This is a genomic window from Legionella hackeliae, from assembly GCF_000953655.1.
Classification (GTDB): Bacteria; Pseudomonadota; Gammaproteobacteria; order Legionellales; family Legionellaceae; genus Tatlockia; species Tatlockia hackeliae.
Window position 1 is genome coordinate 1,622,138 of sequence record NZ_LN681225.1, and the last position, 20,852, is coordinate 1,642,989.

Sequence of the window (20,852 nt, forward strand, 5' to 3'; positions counted from 1 at the left end):
ATGGTAAAAACCTGTGTTAGAATGCATAAAAACTAATAAAATCCTGACTTGTATGCTTGAAAGTGACCGTTTGATCAGTGCAAATTTAGCCGCTTCAGAAGAAGCTTTAGATCGTGCTATTCGACCTTTGAGTTTGGATGAATACATCGGCCAAGACGCAGTTTGTTCGCAAATGCGTATTTTTATTGAAGCTGCTAAAAATCGTCGCGATGCTCTGGATCATGTCCTAATTTTTGGTCCCCCAGGTCTAGGTAAAACGACATTAGCTAACATTATTGCCCATGAGATGGGAGTTAATTTACGACAAACATCAGGCCCCGTGCTTGAACGAGCAGGGGATATTGCGGCTATTTTAACTAATCTTCAGGAAAATGATGTTTTATTTATTGATGAAATACATCGCTTAAGTCCTGTTATCGAAGAAATTCTTTATCCGGCAATGGAAGATTACAAACTGGATATTATGATAGGAGAGGGGCCAGCTGCACGTTCAATCAAGCTTGAATTGCCCCCATTCACTCTTATAGGCGCAACAACACGTGCAGGATTACTAACATCTCCTTTACGTGATCGATTTGGAATTGTGCAGCGTTTAGAGTTTTATGCAATTGATGCACTGTGCCACATTGTTTCGCGTTCGGCCAAATTATTAGGTGTGAAAGCAGACAAAGAGGGGGCAAAAGAAATTGCCATGCGCTCTCGTGGAACACCAAGAATTGCTAACAGGCTCTTGCGTCGTGTTAGAGATTACGCTGAAGTGAAAGGCAACGGCATAATCACACTTGATATTGCCAAGAAAGCCTTGGAAATGTTAGATGTTGATCAGCATGGATTCGATGTCATGGACAGAAAATTAATTCTGGCTGTGATTGAGCGTTTTGACGGTGGCCCTGTGGGTATTGATAGTATTGCCGCGGCAATTGGTGAAGAAAAAGGAACTATTGAGGATGTGTTGGAGCCCTACTTAATTCAACAGGGATTTTTAATGCGTACCCCTCGAGGACGTATAGCTTCTCAATTGGCCTATCAGCATTTTGGTATTCCCATGGTTGAACAGGGCTAATCATCGTGAATGACCATTATCGTTTTGATATCAGGGTATATGCAGAAGATACAGATATGATGGGCATTGTATACCATGCCAATTATCTTCGTTTTTTTGAGCGTGCACGGACGGAGATGATACGAGCGTCTGGCTTGTCTTTAAGCGCGCTGGCAACGTATGATTGCCACTTTGCAATCAATGAGGTAAAGCTGCGCTATGTCGCACCTGCCCGTTTAGATGATTGGCTAACGGTTGTTTCAAAAATTGATACTAAAACATCATGCAGCTTAGTGTTCGAACAAAATATTTATAACCAGGATAATAAGCTGTTATGTCAAGGACTTATTAAAGTAGTCTGCATCGATGGACGGATGAAACCTAAACGGATACCAGAAAATTTATTTGAAGTTGCGATTTGAATTGTTAAAATTGCTTTCATTGTAGATGTAGTCAATTGTCACATTGTCTGTACTGGATTAAAAAAGATTAAGTTGGAGGAGAAAACGTGGGTAGCCATGCCAGTGTATTGGGTTATTTTATGCAGGCCGGTCTCGTTGTGAAGACTGTTATGATGATTTTGCTTGCTGCATCCATTGTATCGTGGACTCTTATTTTACAAAGAGGATGGTACTTTAAGCGTAAAAAAGAGGAATGTGAGGCATTCTCCAGACGTTTTTGGGCGAGTAGTGATTTAAGTAAACTTTATGCTGATATAGATAGCAATGTGGATATCCGACAGGGGTTGGCCGCAATTTTTCACGCAGGCTTTAAGGAATATGTACGCTCCCGTAAGCTAGGTAGTGTCCTCATTGAGCCCATCCAACGTGCTATGCAGATTAAACATGCGAAAGAGGCCACACAACTTGAACAACATCTTCCTTTTTTTGCTTCGGTAGGTTCTATTGCTCCCTACGTTGGTTTGTTCGGTACAGTATGGGGGATTATGACTTCCTTCCAGGCATTAGGACATGCCCAACAAGCGACTATAGCGATGGTTGCCCCAGGTATATCTGAGGCACTGGTGGCAACCGCATTGGGTCTTTTTACCGCTATCCCGGCAGTTATTGCATTTAACCGTTATTCAACAAGGGCTAATAGTCTGCTGGATCGTTACGACTTATTTCAGGAAGAATTAGTCTCACTTATTGAGCAACAAACTGCAGCGCCAATAAGAGGATAATTGTCATGTCAAGAAAAAAAAGGGCATCTTCAAGTCCCATTGCTGAAATAAATGTGGTGCCTTATATCGACGTTATGCTGGTATTGCTTGTGATATTTATGATCACTGCACCCATGCTAACGCAAGGGGTTACTGTTGATCTTCCGAAGGCAGCTAGTCAAACATTAAAACCAACAGAAAGAGAGCCCATTATTGTTTCTGTCAATCAACAGGGTGACTATTTTTTAAATATTAGTACGACACCAGAGAACCCAATTGAACCGAAAGCACTAATGGTTCGTGTTGCTGCTGAACTTGAATTAGCCCAGCAAAATAACCAGCCCATCAACGTTTTAGTTAAAGGGGATCAAGGTGTTCCTTATGGTAAAGTTGTAGGGGCGATGAGTTTATTAAAACAAGCTGGAGCTGAGCAAGTGGGGCTCTTGACGGATTCTTCTGATTCACCACAGGAGAATCAGGGATGATAAATGATCAAAGTTATCGCAAATCGTTTTTTATAGCGATTGGTTTTCATATTTTTTTAGCGTTAATGCTTTTAGTGGAATCAACGAGTCAGCGCCCTGTGCTAACTGCAGCAAAAAATGAACCTAGTAAAGCCTTACCAATTGACGCTAATCCAAAACCTCAAGAAGTAGTTAAAGCGGTAAGCGTTGATAATGAAGAGGTCATGCAGACAGTAAATCGCTTAAAACAAGAGCGGGCAAATCAACTAAAAGCTGAGCAAGCTCGTCAGCAAGCATTGACACGCGAGGCCGAAATGGCTCGCAGAGCTCGGGTACAAGAGCAGCAACGCCTGGCCAAGTTGAAGGAAGAAGCGGAAAAAGTGGCAATTGCACGTAAAAAGCAGATTGAAGAAGAACAAAAGCGTTTGAAGCAGCTCGCATTACAAAAAGAACAGGAAGCAAAGCGACTTGCAGAACTTAAAGAAAAGCAAGAGCAATTAAAAAAGAAACAGCTGGAAGAAGCTGAAAAACTTGCACAATTGAAAAAGAAACAAGCTGATGAAAAGCTAAAAGCTGATAAAGAAAAGGCAGACAAAGAAAAAGCAGAGAAGGCCAAAGAGCTAGCTCGTCTTGAAAAAGAAAAGGCTGAAAAAGCTAAAGAAGCTTTAGCCCAGGCAGAAAAAGCGAAAGCGGAACAAGCTGAAAGAAATCGATTGGCAGCAGCACAGCAAGCTGCTGACAATGCAAAAAGAGCACAGCTGGCTGGGGAAGTTGATAAATATAAGGCATTGATTGTGAATGCAATTGGACGTCACTGGATCTTGCCGGAGAATGTAAATAATGGCTTATCCAGTCAATTTCGCATTCGATTAGCACCGGATGGGGCAGTGTTGGAAGTTACATTAACAAGGAGTAGTGGTGATCCTGTTTTAGATCGCTCGGCCCAGACCGCCATCTATAAAGCATCGCCGCTTCCAGTACCAACTGATCCAGCAACTTTTGATATATTTCGTGACATCAGTCTGACTGTACGTCCAGAGAACGTTAGGGGGTAAAAGTGTTTATTAAACGTTTGATAACACCACTGTTTTTATTATTATCGACCACAGTTTTTGCTGTGGATTTGGAATTAACGCAAGGAATTAGTTCTGCGTTGCCTATTGGTATCAATTCTTTCGGGTTAGATACAACGGCACAGCAACTATCAGGGGTTGTAAATAATGATTTGCATTTTTCAGGGCAATTCAAAATTATTTCTTCCCCTTCAGGTTTAGGCCAACCTTCTGTTGCAACCTGGCGTCAAGCAGGGGCTGACAGTATTTTATCAGGTAGTGTTCGCCGTGTTGGTTACAATCGCTATGAAGTTAATTATGAATTAGTTGATGCTGTTGCCCAGGGGCGTGTTTTACTGTCAAAGAGTTATCAAATCAGTAGTAATGAATTGCGCCCACTGGCACATCATATCAGTGACGAAGTTTATCAAAAATTAACTGGTGAGCGTGGAATTTTTTCTACGCGAATTGCCTATATTTTAGTACAACGCCATGGTGAGCAAGCAAAGTATTTCCTGGAGGTTGCTGATGTAGATGGTTACAATCCACAAAGCCTGCTAGTTTCTACAGAACCTATTATGTCACCCGCTTGGTCTCCAGATGGTCGACAAATTGCTTATGTGTCTTTTGAAAAGAAAAAGGCACAAATTTTTACAGTGGATGTAGCAACAGGGCGGCGCCGTCTAGTGACTGACTTCACTGGTATTAACGGAGCTCCTGCCTGGTCTGCGGATGGACGCCAATTAGCTGTTGTGCTATCAAAAAGTGGTTCTGCAAAAATCTATAGTGTTGATCTTGGCTCTGGTAGTATGAAGCAACTGACATTTGGTGATGCAATTGATACAGAGCCTCGCTACTCCCCTGATGGACGTTCTTTGCTGTTTACCTCAGGTAGAGGAGGTAGACCTCAGGTATATCGCCTATCTTTAGCTGATGGTAGTGTTACTCGGGTTACTTATGAAGGCAATTACAATGCTCGGGCCTCTTATACGCCTGATCAAAAATACATAGTGATGCTGCATCGAGAGGATAAAAACTTTAATATTGCAGTACAAGATGATAGTGGACACGTAACTCAAGTGACGTTTGCACCAATGGATGAATCGCCTTCAGTGGCACCTAATGGTCGCTTAATTCTGTATGCAACTCGTTTTAACGATCAAGGTGTTTTAGGAATGGTTTCAATTGATGGACGTGTGAAAATTCGTCTTCCAGCAAGAGAAGGCGATGTTCAGGAGCCAGCTTGGTCTCCTTATTTAGGATAATAGGTCGATGATGAAGCGAGCGTTCTTAGCTGTTGTATTAGGTTTATCGTTAATTGGCAACAGTTATAGTTGGAATTCATTGGGTCATCGCTTGGTGGCCCAAATCGCTTATCATCATCTTAATCCTCATACCAGACAAATTTTAAATCAATATAACCATGCACTGGATAAGGCTTATAGACCTCAAAGTCTAGTCAATTCTGCTGTATGGTTAGACAGTTTGCGCTATCAAAATGAGCTTTGGCTAGGTCCAAAACATTATATAGACATTCCATTTTCATTTGATGGGACGGAGTTAATTGAACCGGACCACATCAATGCCGTTACAGCAATTAACTCTGCTAAACGATTAATGCAGAATAGTGCTATTAATGATTTTGAAAAGGGCTTCACATTACGTATTTTACTTCACGTTGTTGGTGACATTCATCAACCGCTTCATGCGGCTAATCAATTCAGTGCGAAGCATCCAAAGGGTGATTTGGGAGGTAATCTCTTTCCATTAAAAAACAATTCGGTAGCGACTAATTTACATGCTTATTGGGATAAAGGTGGCGGATGGTTGAACACACGTAAGCATTACAGCGCTGCTCAGTTAAGTAAAAAAGCACGTATCATAGAAAAACATTGGCCTTGCCGTTTACGAGAGATGAATCTCGATCCACAAGTTTGGGCGCAAGAATCCCATGAATTAGCTGTTCAAAAAGCCTATCAAATCCAGTATGGACAACAACCCACTAAACTTTATCAACAATTGGTTAAGGCTGCTGCTGAGCAACGTATCGCTATTGCGGGTTGTCGTTTGGCCGCACTGTTAAATCAAATAGCACATTGGTAAAATGTGTAAATTATAATCATTATGAGTGTTTAATGCTAAGTCTTTAATTTTATTTAAATAATAAGTCAATTTTTAACCAATGTTCGTCTGATTTCTTAATATTTGCTTAAGAATAATCATGTAAGCTATGCCCACATTTTGGGCTATGATGGGTGAAGTGATGGGACGCAGGGTAAAACAAAAAAATTATACGACATTCGAAGAAAGCGCTTTAAAAAAAATTTTAAGCCATTTTAAACCCCTCATACTTGAGCTTCATACGACACTGACACAAAAAGACTCCCAGATACCCGAATCTTCATGCGAAACATTTACCAGAAACCAGTTCGAAGCATTTAAACAAGCCATTGCTCTGTTTGAAGAAGCAGGCCCTTTGTTTTCTAAAGGTTCTCAACCTAACTTGTTGACTTTAGCAATTAAACATGGGAGCAAAGTTTCCCAAATTGGAAACATCAAAAAAGCATTAAGTTCGCCACGCTATGCAATTTATCATTTATGGAAAGAGGAATTTCCTAAGCTCTATAGTCAGATCCAACATGAGAAAGCCAGCAATAAAGGTGAGCATTTTAGACAAAAATTAAAAGATGAAATAGAAAGAAAGCTACCGGAGCTGAACGCCGCTATACCCGGTGGAAATTTTGAAAGTTATTTCAAAGAAATTGAAAATTTTATTGAGCAGTACACTATTACCTCCAAAGGATTAGCCAAGAGAGTATTTGATAATGATAAAGAAATCATCCTTCAAGAAGGACTAAGACCAGAGAATATAGTAAGTGATTTTAGAGTATCGATTTTGGGCGATAATCTTACCCTGGAGTTTAGAGTTGTACATCCTGCTTCTTACGAACTAGCGGTTGAAATCTTCCTGTTATGTGAGCAATTTCCTAGAGAGTTTGAGGACTTGGTTTCTTTCCTTAATCCATCTGCGCTAGATAATCTGAAAATATCTCACAAAAAAGATAGTGGTGGTAGAGATTATATCTACGATATAGGTAATGGTCCTATTGATACTGAGCAATTCTATAATGAAAGCGTAAATTTGTTACCTTCAATTCTTTCATCACGTTTAGCAAGCTATTTTAAAACCTATGCTGATACGCTTCATGTCAAAAGTGAACGCGCGAAGATGCAATTAGTCAGTCAGTTTATTAAAGCTGAGAATGAGTTTCTTAAAGGTAAAGTTGACTCAACTCTTTTAAGTCTGTCTGAGCTTGATAGTACAAAAGATATCCTTGAAAAGGATGCTTTACCACGATTAAAAGAGATTAGTATTCTTGAGCACAAGGAAAGAAGATTACTCGCGCTTATTGAGGAACTTAAAGAAAGAAACTACAAAAGTTTACCGTTTGGTACACTATTAGAATCCCATCCAAGCTTACTTTCACAGTGTAAAAAAGAATCTAACTTAACTAATGCAAATTACCTTAAAAAACCTCTCAAAGAGAAATTGTTAATAGAGGGTGACAGGCTTTTTAACATTCTGGAGGTTCAAGATAATCTTGCGAAGAATATGGAGACTCAACAATCTATTATATTAGAAAATCTTCAACAACTTAAGCAAACGAAAGAGGCTCTGATTCAACAACACCATCTAGATAGAAATAATAATATTGAGCAAGTCATTGAAGAGATAAAAAAAGACTGTGATGGTATTGACGAGTTAATAATGAGCGTCGAGGAATTACATAGTGCAGAACTCTTACGTGGGCAATTAGAGAAGTTAAAGTTTGTGCAGCAAAAACTTTCAGTAAGTGAAAATACTCTTGACGCTTTGCAATCAGAGTTCAGCCAACTAGATTTAGCCGAAGAAAAAATAAAATCGCTTTATAGAGGCAATCAAGAGCGTGCTGTAGCTGTAGCAAACTCTGTTAAACATGCTCAATACAGAGTTGCAGATGCTATACAAAAAGCATCCTCTGGTTTAGAAGTCGCAATTTTTGCCGAAAAAATGCAAGCTGCTAATCCTCAAGAGCGACAATTATTATTAAAAGCTAAAGAAGCGTCCCTTGAAGAAAAAAGGAAAGACCAATCTAAAATTGAAGAAGTGCTCGCTCTTCTTGAGAAAACTAGAAGAGAACAGCGATCAGTAAATTCTTCCGGAGAATCGTTACTTGATTTGGATAAAAGAAAACATTTCGATTCTATCGTTGAGATTCAAAAAAAGATAGCTGAACAAAAAGATCTTCTGCTTAAATTTAGACCTATGAAAAGCGAAGAATTCGATACTATGTTTTCGGAACATCAACTGAAATCGGATCCAGCGATAATAGATCTCTGGATCAAATCTGTAATTTTTAACGAGGATAAACTAGTTGAAAAAGAATCTATATTTGCCTCAAAAATTGACGAATGTCTCGTAAAACATAATGCTCTTACTGCCGCCCATAAAGTCCTTGACACCAAAAAGTTTTTTAACAAATCTTACGTTGAACAAATTGAAAAACTAAAAGAACTAGAATCCTTAAAAGAAAAATATGGAAGCCTCTCAGCGATGGGAGTGTTATTCCTATTATTAGGGGAAGTTTCAGTCGTTGAATCCCAAAAACAGTTTACCTGTGAACCACAGGTATTAATACCACAAATTAAAAGACAACTCATTAGCACTACTCAAGAACTTAACGCTTTTAGCGAGATTCAAAAGAATATAGGTGTGTTTAAGGAATGCAAAACGCAACTTATTCAACTTAGTCAATCAGTTACGCAGATAGTTACCGTGCGTAGTGCTCTCGAACAGCGTGCGCAAGAAGAACATGAATTAGATAAAAAAATTGAGGCTGAAAAGAACAAACTTCAAGACATTAAAACATTAGAAACTGAAATTGATGTGCTTTACAGAATTAATGCTTTGTTTGATGATAATAAAAAATTAAATGACTTTCTTACATCTGATGCCCAAGCCCTGGATAGTAAATCCGCAGAGGGAGAAGAAAGACTTGGGGTTCTTAGTGATAATCTGAGTGAGTTAAAAGAGTTGGTACTTAGTTTAAGTCAAAACGACATTTATCTAGCTACTGTAGCAATAATTAGTTCTTTGTTGAAACGCAATATACAGCAGGTCGCGCAGATTAAGGCTCAAATTGTTACTAAAAAAATTGATGCAATATTTCAACCATCAACCTCATCCGAGCCAATTGCTCATGAGTTATTGTTATTATGTCAACAATTTAAACAGCTTATTTTATTAAAGGATTCTGTACCCGCTAACCTCCAAAAACTGAAATCTTTGTTTGTAGCTAATGGAGACAAGGAGCATGAAAATTTAGAGGTGGAATCCTTATTGATTCGCACTTTCACAGAGAAGGAAGCACGGTTTTTAGACAAAGTAAATGCTCTATTGAGTTCTTATAAAGCTGAGATTATAAACCATACTGAGAAGCTAAAATTAACTAAAAAGGAACAAGCAGACCATTCAAACCCACAGCATTTATTGTCTGAGGCAGCAGAATACATTGCTCACAATAAGATTACTGATTTATCAGTAGTGAGAAAAGAATTAGAAATGCTAAGAAGTGAACCTGTTTTGTGTACTTTAGCTCAGGTAGAACATGAGATCCAGAGTTTTGAGAAGCAATTTAAGGAAAGTCAGATTCAGTGGTTCAGATATGAATTAGCTAACAAATTCCGTGATGAATGCATAAATTACATTAAAAAGCGCGCTGAAAAATATCACCTTAAAGATTCTTTCAATAGTGATGATGCATTAAATAGAGAGCAATTTCTTGAGGAAATAGCAAGAAGACTAACTGAGTCCACTTCCTCAGGAAATTATCAACCCGTTCTCGACTATATTTCTAGCGAGCGGGGTAAGTTTTTTGGAGTAACTATGCTACCCATAATTAACCGATTACTCGTCGATATTAAAGCATTCCATAAGACTACTAATCCTGCTTATACTGAAGTCGACAACATTCATCAGAAAGCGTTGAGTGTTTTAACAAATGCTCAAGGTGAGTTCAAAAAGTCTATTACAACTGTATATTTTCAAATCGAACAGCTTGAAGCACATGGCAATAAAATTGGTGGCCATGATGGGGATATAGCAACCAAATTAGCTGCTCAATTGCGAGAAAACGTGGACCTGTTTGTTATACGCCACGGTGAAGAAAAGTTAGATGAAATGGCGTTTAAAGAATTCAAGGATGATTTTACTGAGCTTTTGCATAGTCAAGATGATACGATGTCCAGACATCGATCGTTTTGGAAGCCCTTTTTGTTAAATATCCTTGCCGCGGTGTTCACTGCAGGGATTGCCGTAGGTGTGAAATTGATTGGCTCAAAGTTACTTACCGGACATGCGTCGTTCTTTGGTGAACCTAAACGATTCAAGCATCTTGGAAATCTAGATGAGGCTCTATCAAAAGTTACTGCTCCAGCAGCTTAAATTGTTTCTTGGCTAATTTTGATTTCGCGAAGGGCGAAATCAAAATTAGTTAATTGAAAATTAAGGTTTCTGTAAAGACTCAATGACCGCACCTAAAAATCTTGTTGCCTCACCACCAGTAACAGCACGATGATCAAAACTTAAAGATAAGGGAAGTAGGCGATGTTTTTCAATTTTATCTTGATTAACAACAGCACCTTCATATAAACGGCCTACAGCTAAAATAGCGACCATCGGTGGAACAATAATAGGGCTGGCAAAGCGTCCGGCAAATTTACCGAAGTTTGACAGGGTTATTGTTGCACCTTTTAAATTATCAGCTGCCACCGTTCGATTTTGAACGTCTGTTTTATAATCATTGATAAGCTGTCTCATTTCTGTGTCACTAAGTTTAGCAGCATTGTGAATCACGGGGACGAACAAACCATCCGCGCTATCCATTGCGAGGCCTAAATTAACTTCATCAAATAATTTACGTGCGCCGTGCTCAGTATTAAACCATGCATTTAAAGCAGGTTCTTTCTTGCATGCCTCAACAATTGCCCGAACCAGACGAACAGTGATATCTGTTTGAGGTTTCCAGCCTTGAATATCTGCCTCATCAAAAATACTGACAGGGACTACTTCTTGATGAGATTGGACCATACTACTGAGCATTGCACGGCGTACGCCCCGTAATGCTTCAAATCCTTCGGGAAGCTGTGTCTTTTTATTGGCAGCATTTTGCACGTCTTCTCGAGTAATAACACCGTGCTCACCTGATCCCGTTAATGATTTAAGATCAACGCCTAATTTTTTAGCAAGTAGACGAACGGCGGGGGTTGCTCGAGCACGTTGCGAACTTGACTGGCTTGAGCCAATAGTAAAATTGTCTTCACTAATGTCGCTGCTTTCTTCAAGATTACCAACAACTGTTCCTTTGTCTGAACGGACTGCGGCTTCAGCAGCTTCAAAACCTACTAAAGGCTCACCAGTTTTAATCACATCACCTGGCTTGCCAAATAATTTCATAATCTTCCCAGCTTGAGGGCAAGGTACATCGACTACCGCTTTTGCTGTTTCCATAGACACTAAAGGTTGGTCAACGACAACAGTATCGCCTTCTTTGACAAACCACTCATGAATTTCAGCATCAGGCAAGCCTTCGCCTAAATCAGGTAAGTTGAATATATTCATTGTTACTCCATTATGCTCATGACACTGTTTTTGATGCGCGAAACACTCGGTATGTAATGCTTTTCTAACTGGAAATAGGGCATTACAGTATCGTAGCCCGTTACTCGTTGAACAGGGGCTAGTAAATCAGATAATGAGTTTTCCATTAACTGTGCGGTGATTTCAGCTCCAACGCCACATGTTTTGGCGCCTTCATGGACTATGACGCAGCGGCCGGTTTTCTCAACTGATGCAATAATAGTTTCAATATCCAGCGGTTTAATTGTCGCGACATCAATGACTTCACATGTGATACCTTCCTCGTTAAGTTGTTTCGCAGCCTGCAATGTTTCATGCATACTTGCTCCCCAACTGACTAAGGTAACATCATCTCCTTCCTGAAGCGTAAAACATTTACCTAAAGGCAATGCTTGACCGTTATCTTCAACCGGCTGCTTGACCAGACGATAGATTCGTTTTGGTTCTAAAAAAATGACAGGATCAGGATTGCGGATGGCTGCTAGTAATAGACCATAAGCGCGTTTAGGGGAAGAAGGAATAACAACTTGTAAACCAGGAATATGAGCAAATAATGCTTCAGTACTTTCTGAATGATGCTCAGGTGCCCGAATACCGCCTCCAAATGGAGCACGAAATACCAAAGGACAATGCAATCTTCCACGGGTTCTATTACGCATACGTGCGGCATGAGAAATGATTTGGTTCATTGCTGGATAAATAAATCCCATAAACTGGAACTCAGCAACAGGCTTTAATCCTTGAACAGACATACCTACTGCAAGCCCTGCAATCATTGACTCTGCAAGAGGAGAATCGAAGACACGGTGCTCACCAAAGCGATCTTGTAAGCCTACGGTTGCACGAAATACACCACCGTTTTTACCAACATCTTCACCAAAAACAACAACATTTTCATCATTAGCTAATTCATAAGCCAACGCTTGTGTTACTGCTTCAACAAGGGTTATATCAGGCATGAGCCGCTTCCTCCATGGCTATTGCACGCTGCTCGATTAAATAATCGGGCAACTCGGCGTAGTGATAATCAAAGATACTGCTAATAGGTTGCGGTGCACGATTCAAATAGTCATTAACGGCTTGTTCTACGAGTTTACTGCTTTGTTCCAGCAATTCTGTTTCTTGTTTTGCGTCCCAGATATTTTGCTGTTCTAAATAATGTTTGAACCGGCTGATAGGTTCTTTTAGTTTGGCGCTGTCTACTTCTTCACAGGGCTGATATCGTGTGGCATCGTCAGCGGTTGTGTGATCACACAGTCTGTAGGTTAATGCCTCAATTAAAGTAGGACCTTCACCTCTGCGTGCCTTTTCTATGGCGTCACTAATTACTTGACGGCAGGCTACAACATCATTGCCATCGATTTGAATGCCAGCAAATCCCGCTGCTATAGCTTTTTGAGCAATCGTTTCAGCTGCAGTTTGTTTTGACAAGGGGACGGAAATAGCCCATTTGTTATTGTTAACAATGAAAACTACAGGCAATTTCCACGTGCCAGCAACGTTCATGGCTTCATAAAAATCACCTTCAGAAGTCCCGCCTTCACCAATGCAAACAACAGCAACACGAGGTTGTTTACGGTATTTAAAAGCAAAAGCAACACCGGCTGCATGCAAACACTGGGAAGCAATGGGAACACAAATTGGTAGATCTTCGGAGTCACAGGCAAATTGACTACCACGCTCATCGCCGCCCCAATACGCTAAAATCTCAGACATTTTAACGCCACGCTGAAACTGTGCAGCATAATCGCGATAGTAAGGAACGAATAGATCTTCCTTCCTCATTGCGTGCCCAATAGCGGTGGAAATGGCTTCCTGGCCATTAATTGGTGCATAGGTACCCATTTTTCCTGTACGCTGAAGCGCAATAGCTTTTTTATCAAAAGTTCTTGTGCGAACCATAATACTATAAAGTTCCTTCAGAACGTTTTTATCCGCTGCAAAAGACGGTAAATTGTCTGTAGGCTGACCTTGTTCATTAATGAACTGGACGAATGGTATTTCAAAACTGGCGACTGTTGTCACGGCTGTCTCCTTGTTAACAACGCCGCCATAGCATACTCACAATTCTTCCTAAAAACTAGGGACTACATCAAATCTATCGTCAAACTCCATAATTGAACGGGCTTGTGCTTGCTGTCTCATCATCATGTGTCGAATTATGTTGAGTGGAGTAGATCTCGTTTAATTCTGTCTTGATAGTGCTCATAATGATATCTTTTAATATTTCTGGTAAATCCTTTTTCTTCACTTTACAAATCTCTGTTGATTGCGCTTCAAATTCTTTTGATAAATGATGAGCAACAGCGGCGGATAAATAAAAGTCATTATGACAGGATGCTGGTATTCCAATATGTCCTTTTGCAGCTGAGTTACCATGATAAGTTTCTCTGATTGCAATCACAGTCAAAGCAAGGGTAGATTCTGCTATGGAAATGAGTACAGTATCCTTCTCCTTATGAAATTTTTTGTGAAGGGTTTGCAACACAAGATGGTAGCAAGAAAAGACATTATCGATGCAAGAAGCTTTTTCCATGAGTTGTTCGTTTAGTTTTTGCATCAGTAATTCATAATGGTATTCAACTTTTCCGGCTTCAATAGTCAAATCTCTTAAAGACTCAAGTGCATCGATGAACACGGTTGTATCTTTGGTACTTAATTTGCTTCTAAGTGATTCTAATTTTTTCGCGATGGTTTTATCTTCGGTAAGAGCATTTGCAGGCATTTTAGGTGAGATGAAAAACAATAGTCCCCGGAGCATTGTATTCACACGAGAAATATAGTCCTGCTGAACGCTAAACTCAAACTCTAGTGAATCACTAAATTTTTCATTTCTGTCTTTAATACTGAGCTGTTCTGTGGGAGTAGGGCCGCAATTTAAACGCTTGTTGAGCATGATTTGTTCGACCATAGTGCGAAAAAAAGCACTTAAATTTGATGGCAGCTCCTCTTCCTTGGTTATGTCGTCATAATAAGGCGCTAAGATATCATTAAAAAGACGACAAATAATTGCAATTTGCTTCTGCTTAATGGGATAAAGCACTGCATTCTTTTTATATTGAAGATTTTTAGGTAGATCGTAGGGTGACAGAACTAAATCTGTGCGACGGTCGCGAGAGTCGATTTCATTCTTGTTACTAAAATACGATAGATAACTTAGCGTATTGCCCCATTCAGTGGGCCAGTATTCGATATTTATAAAGTTATCGATTTGAATACCATGGCTTTTAGCTGAACTTGTTGTAGCGACTGCCGAAGCATTGTGCTGGGATGAAACAACAGAGGACTTTAACTGCGTGCCAAAAAAATTTTGAGAGGATTTAGAGGGTGATCCGGTGAGTTTTTTATTTTCTTCCAGTTCATGAATCTGCACCATGGAGTATGATTTTACAAAAGTAGACATATCTTCAATAACAGCAGCCCCTTCAGCAATCAATGTAATGCCTTTAAACGGTTTAAGGCTTTCAATGAGAGCTGATTTATCATATATATGGGAAGATCCTGCTAACTTGAAAGTACAGGTGGCTCGATTAGAGTCTTTATCGTAGTCCCAAATAAAAGGGTGTTGGCCATGGAGAATATCCGGGAAACAAATTTTCATAATTAACCTGATTGAAAAAAACAACGCTAACTGTACAATTATCCGCCCATATGTGTAAAGACTATTTTTATAAAAAAACTGTACAAAAAGGCTTTTAATGACAAGTTTTACAATAATTGATTTGAGCTATTCCAAGAATTTACTGGTAAATTACCAGAAACTGGCCGCCTTACCTGGCTTTGTATTACTTGAAAGTAGCGATATTACCCGTGGTCGATATGATATTTTGAGTGCTTATCCTTACAATCAAGTAAAATTAAGTCATCACACTTCTCCAGGTTCAGCGTTTGAGGAGATAGAAGAATTATTGCCGGCTAGTAAATCGGCCCTTGATTTACCTTTTCAAGGTGGTGCTATCGGTTATTGGTCTTATGATTTAGGTGCAAGACTTTCCAATATTCTTTCACCGTCTCAATCCAGCTTAAAAGATATGCCTTTAATGAATGTTGGCTTATACGATTGGGCAATTATTGCAGATCATCAATTAAAAAAGGTCACACTATTTGCAGCAAATACTCAAGCTCAAACGAGTGCGATTACAAAAGAAATTCTATCGCTGTGGCAAGCTAATGACATTAGCAATAACCACTTTAAACTAAAAGAGACATTCAAACCCCTAATCTCAAAAGCTTCGTATCACGATGCATTTAATGCTATTTACAAAAATCTAGAAGAAGGTCGATGTTATCAAGTTAATTACACTCAGCCCTTTAATGCGGCGTATTCAGGCGATGCCTGGCAGATGTATAAACAAGTAAGGATGAAAAATCCTGTACCTTATTCTGCGTTTCTGCGCACTAATGAAGGGGATATTCTTAGTTTTTCTCCTGAGCGTTTTTTGTTGCATGATAATGAGTTATTACTGACATCACCTATTAAAGGATCTGAAAAACGATCAACCGATGCTTTAATTGATGAATTATTGCGCAAAAAGTTGCTTGAAAGCAGTAAAAATCGTGCAGAAAATATCATGATCGTTGATCTCTTGCGAAATGATTTAGGTAAAGTTGCTCGTCCTGGTTCGGTTCGAGTTAAAGCCCTGTGCGAAATTCAAAGTTTTTCAGCAATACATCATTTAATAAGTGATATTGAAGCACAGCGTTTGGAAAGTGTTTCTCCATTACAAGCATTTAAAGCGTGCTTTCCTGGTGGATCAATTACAGGTGCTCCAAAATTGGAATCAATGCGTGTCATTGCTGAAAACGAACCCTATTCACGTGGAGTTTATTGTGGAAGCATCGCTTATTTTTCCAATCATGGTCGTTTCGATAGCAATATCGCGATACGTACCGTAATTGCTCGTCAGGACGTCTTACATCTAGCGGCCGGCGGTGGAATAGTTATTGACTCTGATTGGGAAGATGAATACTGTGAATGTTTCACAAAAATTGCGGCAATCTTGGATGGAATTAGAGAATCTTGATAAAGCCTCGTTGCAAAATGCAGCATCAGTTTTGGTGCTTCATGACTTATCAAATAATTCATTAATTTTAACTCAACGAAGCCTACACTTAAAACATCATCCTGGTGAAATTTGTTTCCCTGGAGGACGCTGGCAGAAAGGGGATAGTTCTCTTCTTGATACAGCGCTACGTGAGTTGCAAGAAGAGTTAAACATTGCTGCATCACGAATAAAATCACCCCGCATGATGAAGCCGGAACTCACTTTAACCGGTTTTCTTATTTATCCGTGGTTTGCCGAGATTGAATCATTAATACCTTACACCCCCGATCCCAATGAGGTCTTGGATGTTCTGAATTTACCTTTACGGGATGTAAAAAAACGTAGTCATTATCAGGAAATGATAGTGAGTCGTGGGGGAATTAAGGTGAAGACCTGGAAATTTACGGTGAGTAATCATTTTATATGGGGGGCAACTGCGCGTATTATGAAACAGCTTTGCGAGAACTAAATTATTTCCCGCGCTGTGACACGCGGGATTGTGTGTAATTTCTAAGCGGCTTCTTCTGTTTTTAATGCACGTCTTAAAATTTTACCAACATTAGTCTTGGGCAACTCATTATAAAACTCAACAACTTTAGGAATTTTATAGCCAGTAAGGTGTTCACGGCAATGAGCAATCACATCCTCAGCTGTTAAAGAGGGGTCTCGTTTGACGATACAGGCTTTAACACGCTCTCCAGACTCATTATCGGATACGCCAACAACACCAACCTCGAGTACGCCTGGATGCATACTAATGACTTGCTCTACTTCATTAGGGTAGACATTAAAGCCGGACACATCAATCATGTCTTTCTTACGATCGACAAGATAAATGTATCCATTTTCATCCATTCGAGCGATATCGCCGGTTTTCAAGAAACCATCTTGCGTGAAAACCAGGGCAGTTTCATCAGGGCGTTGCCAATAGCCTGCCATAACTTGTGGACCTTTGACGCATAATTCGCCTGCATCGCCTGGAGCAACATCGTCCCCCTTATCGTCTCGAATGGCTATATCTGTGGAAGGCAGAGGCAAACCGATACTGCCATTATAATCATCTAAATACATTGGATTGATCGTAACAGCGGGACTGGTTTCTGTTAACCCGTATGCCTCAAGTACTCTTGTTTTTGTTTTCTCTTTCCATTTCAAGGCAACGCTTTTTTGTAAAGCCATACCTCCTGAAAGGGCAAGTTTTACTTTAGAGAAATCAATTTCATGCAATTTGGCATTATTTAACAAGGCGTTAAACAAGGTATTAACGCCAGTAATTGCTGTAAAGCCACTGTTTTTAATTTCAGAAATAAAATGCGGAATATCTCTTGGATTGGTAATTAAAATATTTTTGGCACCAGCTCTTATAAAGGTTAGGCAGTTCGCTGTCAGAGAAAAAATATGATAGAGAGGGAGCGCGGTAACGATGATATCCTGGCCTTCTGTTAAAAGCGGTGCTATCCACGAAGACGCTTGCAGCACGTTCGCCACCATATTTCCGTGCGTTAAAATCGCGCCTTTGGATACTCCAGTGGTTCCACCTGTATATTGAAGGAAAGCGATGGATTGATGATCTATCTCTACGGGTTCTAAATGACCTGTCTCTCCTTGCTTTAATGCGTCGTTAAAACTAATGGCATGAGGGATGTTATAAGCGGGAACCATTTTTTTAATGTACTTAACGACAGCATTGACGATAACTTTTTTAACAGTGGGAAATACATCGCCTATTTGGGTAATGACCACATGTTTGATTTTTGTATGAGGTAGGGCTTTCTCAACTGTTTTGGCAAAGTTTGCCAGCACAATGATTGCTTCTGCACCTGAATCATCCATTTGGTGAGCTACTTCATCACTGGTGTAAAGTGGATTTGTATTAACAACGATATAGCCGGCTCTTAATACTCCAAAAAGTGCAATAGGGTATTGCAACACATTTGGCATCATAATGGCGACACGTGCCCCTTTTTTTAAGCCTAATTGCTGTAAATAAGTGGCAAACTGAGCGCTTTGTTTATCGAGCTCTGCATAAGTTATGGGGCTGCCCAAATTAACATATGCAACTTGAGAGGCATATTTGCGGCAAGATTCTTCGAATAACGCGACAATCGAAGTGTACGCATTAACATCAATCGTATAAGGAACGCCCTTTTGGTAATGTTGTAACCAAATTTTCTCCACGTTTATATCCTTCTGTTATTAATCCCCTCATGGTAGTATAAACAAAAAACAAGGTGATGGATATCGAGATTATGGTTGATAATTTGTTGAAATCACAGGCTTTTAAGCTCAAAGGGCGCTTGTATACATTGACTGTATTACAATTAATGAGCCGTGATCGTGCGTTGTTCGAGCAGCAACTAATTGAAATTATTGCAAAAGCACCGCGTCTTTTTGATAGAACGCCTGTTGTTCTGGATTGCAGTGCACTCGAAGATGCTGAAATTGATTTGCAATCATTTTGTCAATGTATGCGTGAGCATCATTTGTTGCCGGTCGCTGTCCAGGGTGCGAATCCATTTTTGACAACATTAGCGCAATGTCAGGGATTAGCTGTGTTAAATGCGTCTTCATCACATGATAAACCTCTAGTTGATGAACCCCAGGAAGTAACAGTAGGTGAACCTTTTAAGAGCAAATTGTTAACAACACCCGTACGTTCCGGGCAACAAGTGGTAAGTAAGGGGGGGGACTTGGTCATTACCGCATCAGTTAGTCATGGTGCTGAATTGCTCGCTGATGGTAATATTCATGTTTATGGTGCTTTGCGAGGTCGAGCATTAGCAGGAATTTCGGGCGATAAACAAGCCCGTATATTTTGCCATTCTCTTGATGCGGAGTTGGTCTCCATTGCAGGTTTTTACCGCTTAAGTGATGCTATTGAGCAGCATGCCGGACCTTGTCAAATTTATTTACAGGATGAACATATTCATATAGAACCCTTATGTTAGATGCTGTTTTTATTTCCGATTTACATTTGCACCCAGAAGAAAAGCAAATCACCGCTCGATTTAATACTTTTATTGAATGGGCTGCTGTCAATACGCGAACTCTTTATATTCTGGGAGACTTTTTCCATGCCTGGGCTGGGGATGATGGCCTTGAGCCCTGGAGTAAGCTGGTTGCAGAACGATTGCATTGGCTGTCACAGCAACAGGTAAAAATTTACTATATGCATGGGAATCGTGATTTTTTATTAGGTCAGCAATTTGCTAAAGCCGCTGGTATGGAAATACTGGCAGAACCAGCAATCATTAAATTAGGTAATGATATTATGCTGGTGCATGGTGACAGGTATTGTACTAAAGATAGGGCGCATCAATGGTTTCGACGATTAACGAGAAACCGCTGGTTTACGCAAATTTTCCTGCATTTGCCGTTGCACCTACGCAATGGATTAGTGAATAAAGTGCGGCAGCACAGTCAGAATAATAAAAATAAACGAATGGAAGATATGGATGTAGCTGTTGCCCCTATGCTCAAGCACATGCAAAAGCATAATATAAATATTTTAATCCATGGCCACACACATAAGCCAGGCTTAAGAAATTATCAGTATAATAAAAGTATATATAGTCAATATGTCTTAAGCGATTGGGATGACAGCCCCCAGTTGCTGTGTTATGATAAGACAAACGGCTTTGAATTTGTACGATTTGTCCGCGGAGAGTGAAATGAATATTTTTAATCGAGTAAAAAAAGAACCGGAGGGACCTGGGGCTGATCCTTTCACTAAATCGATGCTACAACGTGGTGAACAAAGAACCGCCCAAGAAAATGCACAAGCAACTCAGGAAGCAAGAAATGAGTTGAATGGGATGCGTAAAAATCAAAAAGGGGCTGCCAGCGATAAGCTACGTGAACAGGTTGAAGACAATATCAAAAAGATGCTTGATGGCCGATCTGAAGCATACGTGGAATGGGCTACTGGTATGAACAGCTTAGTGTCTTATCTTAGAGTTTTTGCTGAATATCTTCATGCTTCAATGGGCTATGACGCGTTGCCTAATATATCCTGGGATAAATCAAATAGTGATAAGTTGACGATAAAAGGTGATAAAGCCCATATGCCAGAGGTTAATTATACTGTAGCCATGGATGACACTGGCCATATAAAAACGTCAATCACTGCTGATAATCAAGCGATTACCCCGCAAGAGAAACAATTCTTCGATGCCGCATTATCTGCTTGGGCTAAAGACCGAGGTTATACCTTACAAGTCGATCGTGCTAATCCAAGTTCAGGCTTTACTTTAAAGAATGATACTACCGGGGACTTGGTGACCGATAAAGCTGTGTTTGATAATTTAAAACAAGATCAAGCGCATGGCCTTCATAGCTACTTAAAGGACCGTTTTGCAATGGCTTTGGAAGAGCGAGAAGAAAACACGCCAACAGTACCTGGTCCTTAA

Annotated in this window: 18 protein-coding genes; 13 read left to right on the plus strand and 5 right to left on the minus strand. The window is 39.9% G+C overall.

The annotated features are described in order from the left end of the window. Positions 1–52 precede the first annotated feature (52 nt). The 8 genes from ruvB to LHA_RS07320 all read left to right on the plus strand — a co-directional run bounded on the left by ruvB (position 53) and on the right by LHA_RS07320 (position 10,204). Complete coding sequence (gene ruvB / locus LHA_RS07285) at positions 53–1,063, plus strand: Holliday junction branch migration DNA helicase RuvB (RefSeq protein WP_045105954.1); 1,011 nt, start codon at positions 53–55, stop codon at positions 1,061–1,063. 5 nt (positions 1,064–1,068) lie between these two features. Further along, complete coding sequence (gene ybgC, locus LHA_RS07290; RefSeq protein WP_256597136.1) at positions 1,069–1,464, plus strand: tol-pal system-associated acyl-CoA thioesterase; 396 nt, start codon at positions 1,069–1,071, stop codon at positions 1,462–1,464. Positions 1,465–1,550: 86 nt separating this feature from the next. Beyond that, entirely contained in the window at positions 1,551–2,225 is a 675-nt protein-coding gene (tolQ, locus tag LHA_RS07295; protein ID WP_045105955.1) for a protein TolQ, read from the plus strand. A 5-nt stretch (positions 2,226–2,230) separates the two neighbouring features. Further along, positions 2,231–2,689, plus strand: a complete 459-nt coding sequence (gene tolR / locus LHA_RS07300; RefSeq protein WP_045105956.1) for a protein TolR — start codon at positions 2,231–2,233, stop codon at positions 2,687–2,689. Continuing rightward, positions 2,686–3,723 (plus strand): cell envelope integrity protein TolA, encoded by a 1,038-nt coding sequence (gene tolA / locus LHA_RS07305; RefSeq protein WP_045105957.1) that lies wholly within the window; start codon positions 2,686–2,688, stop codon positions 3,721–3,723. The genes tolR and tolA overlap by 4 nt, the downstream gene beginning before the upstream one ends. Before the next feature lie 8 nt (positions 3,724–3,731). After that, positions 3,732–4,985, plus strand: coding sequence for a Tol-Pal system beta propeller repeat protein TolB (gene tolB, locus LHA_RS07310; RefSeq protein ID WP_045107459.1), 1,254 nt, complete (start codon positions 3,732–3,734; stop codon positions 4,983–4,985). A gap of 7 nt (positions 4,986–4,992) precedes the next feature. Further along, positions 4,993–5,823 (plus strand): S1/P1 nuclease, encoded by an 831-nt coding sequence (locus LHA_RS07315; protein ID WP_052673633.1) that lies wholly within the window; start codon positions 4,993–4,995, stop codon positions 5,821–5,823. 127 nt (positions 5,824–5,950) lie between these two features. Continuing rightward, a complete protein-coding gene (locus LHA_RS07320) occupies positions 5,951–10,204 on the plus strand; it encodes a coiled-coil domain-containing protein (RefSeq protein WP_058393145.1) in 4,254 nt (1,417 codons plus the stop codon). A 60-nt stretch (positions 10,205–10,264) separates the two neighbouring features. Here the strand turns inward: LHA_RS07320 and LHA_RS07325 are convergent, their stop codons facing one another. The 4 genes from LHA_RS07325 to LHA_RS07340 form a co-directional block, all read right to left on the minus strand. Then, entirely contained in the window at positions 10,265–11,380 is a 1,116-nt protein-coding gene (locus tag LHA_RS07325) for a dihydrolipoamide acetyltransferase family protein (protein ID WP_045105959.1), read from the minus strand. Between the two features lie 2 nt (positions 11,381–11,382). Then, positions 11,383–12,357 (minus strand): alpha-ketoacid dehydrogenase subunit beta, encoded by a 975-nt coding sequence (locus tag LHA_RS07330; RefSeq protein WP_045105960.1) that lies wholly within the window; start codon positions 12,355–12,357, stop codon positions 11,383–11,385. Then, positions 12,350–13,423: a pyruvate dehydrogenase (acetyl-transferring) E1 component subunit alpha gene (gene pdhA / locus LHA_RS07335; RefSeq protein WP_045105961.1), complete on the minus strand. Its 1,074-nt coding sequence runs from the start codon at positions 13,421–13,423 to the stop codon at positions 12,350–12,352. The genes LHA_RS07330 and pdhA overlap by 8 nt, the downstream gene beginning before the upstream one ends. A 79-nt stretch (positions 13,424–13,502) precedes the next feature. Then, positions 13,503–14,999 carry a hypothetical protein gene (locus LHA_RS07340; RefSeq protein WP_045105962.1) on the minus strand — a complete coding sequence of 499 codons (1,497 nt, stop codon included), beginning with the start codon at positions 14,997–14,999 and terminating at the stop codon, positions 13,503–13,505. A gap of 97 nt (positions 15,000–15,096) precedes the next feature. Here LHA_RS07340 and pabB point away from each other — a divergent pair, with 97 nt between their 5' ends. Together pabB and LHA_RS07350 are read left to right on the plus strand one after the other, a co-directional pair. Beyond that, complete coding sequence (gene pabB, locus LHA_RS07345; RefSeq protein ID WP_045105963.1) at positions 15,097–16,422, plus strand: aminodeoxychorismate synthase component I; 1,326 nt, start codon at positions 15,097–15,099, stop codon at positions 16,420–16,422. Next, positions 16,403–16,912, plus strand: a complete 510-nt coding sequence (locus tag LHA_RS07350; protein WP_045105964.1) for an NUDIX hydrolase — start codon at positions 16,403–16,405, stop codon at positions 16,910–16,912. Before pabB ends, LHA_RS07350 begins: the two co-directional genes overlap by 20 nt. Positions 16,913–16,953: 41 nt before the next feature. Here LHA_RS07350 and LHA_RS07355 read toward each other — a convergent pair whose 3' ends face one another. After that, the gene (locus LHA_RS07355) at positions 16,954–18,621 is read right to left on the minus strand and encodes an AMP-binding protein (RefSeq protein WP_045105965.1); all 1,668 of its coding nucleotides are present in this window, start codon (positions 18,619–18,621) and stop codon (positions 16,954–16,956) included. 71 nt (positions 18,622–18,692) lie between these two features. On the opposite strand from LHA_RS07355, the gene minC reads away from it, so the two are divergent. Genes minC through LHA_RS07370 form a run of 3 tightly spaced genes read left to right on the plus strand, consistent with a single transcriptional unit; the run spans position 18,693 to position 20,852 of the window. After that, a complete protein-coding gene (minC, locus tag LHA_RS07360; protein ID WP_045105966.1) occupies positions 18,693–19,391 on the plus strand; it encodes a septum site-determining protein MinC in 699 nt (232 codons plus the stop codon). Next, on the plus strand, positions 19,385–20,113 hold the full coding sequence (locus LHA_RS07365; protein ID WP_045105967.1) for a UDP-2,3-diacylglucosamine diphosphatase: 729 nt from the start codon (positions 19,385–19,387) through the stop codon (positions 20,111–20,113). The genes minC and LHA_RS07365 overlap by 7 nt, the downstream gene beginning before the upstream one ends. A 1-nt stretch (position 20,114) precedes the next feature. Then, positions 20,115–20,852: a hypothetical protein gene (locus LHA_RS07370; protein WP_045105968.1), complete on the plus strand. Its 738-nt coding sequence runs from the start codon at positions 20,115–20,117 to the stop codon at positions 20,850–20,852.

Coding starts and splice junctions, on each gene's coding strand:
- LHA_RS07365 (WP_045105967.1), top strand. CDS start 19,385: ATGTTAGATGCTGTTTTTATTTCCGATTTACATTTGCACCCAGAAGAA.
- LHA_RS07320 (WP_058393145.1), top strand. CDS start 5,951: ATGCCCACATTTTGGGCTATGATGGGTGAAGTGATGGGACGCAGGGTA.
- LHA_RS07370 (WP_045105968.1), top strand. CDS start 20,115: ATGAATATTTTTAATCGAGTAAAAAAAGAACCGGAGGGACCTGGGGCT.
- LHA_RS07340 (WP_045105962.1), bottom strand. CDS start 14,999: ATGAAAATTTGTTTCCCGGATATTCTCCATGGCCAACACCCTTTTATT.
- LHA_RS07330 (WP_045105960.1), bottom strand. CDS start 12,357: ATGCCTGATATAACCCTTGTTGAAGCAGTAACACAAGCGTTGGCTTAT.
- tolA (WP_045105957.1), top strand. CDS start 2,686: ATGATAAATGATCAAAGTTATCGCAAATCGTTTTTTATAGCGATTGGT.
- LHA_RS07325 (WP_045105959.1), bottom strand. CDS start 11,380: ATGAATATATTCAACTTACCTGATTTAGGCGAAGGCTTGCCTGATGCT.
- LHA_RS07315 (WP_052673633.1), top strand. CDS start 4,993: ATGATGAAGCGAGCGTTCTTAGCTGTTGTATTAGGTTTATCGTTAATT.
- ruvB (WP_045105954.1), top strand. CDS start 53: ATGCTTGAAAGTGACCGTTTGATCAGTGCAAATTTAGCCGCTTCAGAA.
- minC (WP_045105966.1), top strand. CDS start 18,693: ATGGTTGATAATTTGTTGAAATCACAGGCTTTTAAGCTCAAAGGGCGC.
- LHA_RS07350 (WP_045105964.1), top strand. CDS start 16,403: ATGGAATTAGAGAATCTTGATAAAGCCTCGTTGCAAAATGCAGCATCA.
- pabB (WP_045105963.1), top strand. CDS start 15,097: ATGACAAGTTTTACAATAATTGATTTGAGCTATTCCAAGAATTTACTG.
- tolR (WP_045105956.1), top strand. CDS start 2,231: ATGTCAAGAAAAAAAAGGGCATCTTCAAGTCCCATTGCTGAAATAAAT.